Source organism: Hymenobacter sp. AT01-02, assembly GCF_000961955.2.
Taxonomy (GTDB): Bacteria; Bacteroidota; Bacteroidia; order Cytophagales; family Hymenobacteraceae; genus Hymenobacter; species Hymenobacter mucosus.
Genome location: NZ_JZIR02000184.1, coordinates 1 through 2171 on the forward strand (window position 1 = coordinate 1; position 2171 = coordinate 2171).

2 protein-coding genes and 1 pseudogene are annotated in these 2171 nt (G+C 56.3%); 1 reads left to right on the forward strand and 2 read right to left on the reverse strand.

The genetic code is table 11. The features are described from left to right. Positions 1-239 (reverse strand): annotated as a pseudogene (locus tag VI25_RS22085) (hypothetical protein); the annotation flags it as partial. 382 nt (positions 240-621) lie between these two features. Between VI25_RS22085 and VI25_RS22090 the strand changes: the two are divergent. After that, positions 622-828 (forward strand): hypothetical protein, encoded by a 207-nt coding sequence (locus VI25_RS22090; RefSeq protein ID WP_045690583.1) that lies wholly within the window; start codon positions 622-624, stop codon positions 826-828. Between the two features lie 736 nt (positions 829-1564). Here the strand turns inward: VI25_RS22090 and VI25_RS22095 are convergent. Next, positions 1565-2171: SDR family oxidoreductase (locus VI25_RS22095; RefSeq protein ID WP_055562904.1), on the reverse strand; the 607-nt coding region annotated here is incomplete at its 5' end.

Consider the following 2171-nt stretch of genomic DNA (forward strand, 5'->3'; position numbering starts at 1 on the left):
GCGTGCTGCCCGGGGGCCAGCAGGGCCTGTTGCGCACCGTAGTGATAGGTGGCGTGCCCGGCGCCGAGCATAATTTTATAAAAATCTTTGCGCCCGTACACCGCCGCCAAGTCGGTTGCAGTGGGAAAATCTTCCAGCCGGAACACGGCAAAATGCCCGTCACCTCGCCGCAGGTCCGGAAGGGGCTGCTGCAGCTTATGGGCGTAAAAGTCCGGTAGGGTCTGCGTAGGGGATATCATACGAGCGTAAACGACCAAGTCGCCTAGAAAGATTATGGCCGCCGCTTCCACTCACAGCGTTGCGGCAAGGGCACTAGGCGTGCCTTCCTCGGAGAAGCCCAAAGCTTGCCGCCTGTTACCAGGTAGGAACCGCTGAAAAGCACCACGAAGTGCTGTAAAATAGTCCGATTTTAGACACCCACTCGTTCTAGACGAGTTGTTGAAGCCTGATAAGCTCAAGGGTATCATTGCTTTTCTAGAAAGTGCTGGCTGGATTTGCTGGGCGTTGTATTTACTTTACTGGCCTTATACGTGTTTGATAAGATGCACTTGCAACGATTCAGGGCATTTGCGCTTCTTAGCCATAAGTATTCCTTCTGTTATCCTTTTTACCGTTCGATTTATGCTCACCCGATCTATTGGCATCTGCGCCGCTTTACTGGGCCTTCCACTGCTCAGTCTCGCCCAAACTACTGATCCAGAAATACCTCGGTACTACATTGGCGTATCAGCCTTTACCAACTTTTCTCAGCGACTAAGCCGGTCAATCGACTCGAGCACCGTGCCACCCTTGCAACTCACGCTTGGCTACCAGCTTAACCCGCACTGAGCGGTGCAGCTAGGGGCGGCCTATAGCAGCAGCCCGGGCTCGTATAGTACCACTCTTAGGGATGCAAATGGAAACCTAGTCGCCGGGCATTATGCCAATAAATACCGTAATACGGCCCTCTCGATAACGGCCTTAGGACGCTACACGGTGACGCGCAATCTGAACAACCGTTTCCAACTGGATGGACTCGGCGGTTTTACGCTGGACTACGAAACCTATACAGGCAAGGGGTATTACTATGATGTTAGCCAAGGTGCCTCTGTCGCATTCGACCGCGATTCCCAAACGTACCATAAAGCGTTGAGCGTAGGGCCTAGCTTCCGTTACCGTTTGGTCTCGGGTTTAGAGGCAATAGCCGAAGGCACGGTCAATGTAGATTTGCGGGCTCTTCGAAACGTTACAACCTCCGGGGCAATTGGACTACGTTATCGGTTTGGTCGCTAACTGGTAGCGTAGAAAAGTTTTAATGGCAGCGCCAGCTCACCCAGCACTGTGTGTACTGGCGCTGCTGTCCATGCGCCGTGGATAAGGCATACTAAGCCTCCACAAGATTTATCGGTTCAAACACGCCGCTTATCACGCTTTCCAAACGGTCAATCGTGTTATGACACTCCTTGCATTCGTATAAGGCGCTGACGAAAACTCGCAAGCAATCCGGGCCTCATCACTCATCGACAGAACGGCCAGCTCCGGGCCGACGGGGCTTTCCTATCTGCTACCGCCTGGTACAACCGCATCAGCCCTGCGCCGTAGGCCGCACCACGATTTCATTGACGTCAACATCGGCCGGCTGCTCGATAGCAAAGGCGATAGCGCGAGCAATAGCCGTTGGGGGAATGGCGATTTCATTCATCTTTTCCGCTATCTGCGTCCGCATCTCGGGGTTGCTCATCGAGCGCGCCAGGTTTGTCTGCACGAAGCCGGGGGAAATGCCCGTTACCCGCAGGTAGGGTCCCGCCTCCTGCCGCAACCCCTCCGTGATCGTGCGGGCCGCATTCTTGGTGCCGGCGTACACCGCCATCGTCGGCACGACCGAGAGGCCCGCCGTGGATAACACATTGATGAAATGCCCGCTCTGCTGCTGCCGAAACACGGGGAGCGCCGCCGCGATGCTGTAGAGCAAGCCCTTCAGATTCACGTCCACCATGGCCTCCCAGTCGTCCACACGCAGTTCATCTAGCAGCGAGATGGGGGCGATGCCCGCATTGCTGATCAGCACATCGAGCCGACCGAACCGCTTCTGGGCCAGCTCCACTAGGGCGGCGACGTCGGCGCGCCGGGCGACGTCGGTGGCGGCGTAAATAACTTCGCCACCCGCCGCCGTAATGCGGGCCGCCAGCGCG

Coding starts and splice junctions, on each gene's coding strand:
- VI25_RS22090 (WP_045690583.1), top strand. CDS start 622: ATGCTCACCCGATCTATTGGCATCTGCGCCGCTTTACTGGGCCTTCCA.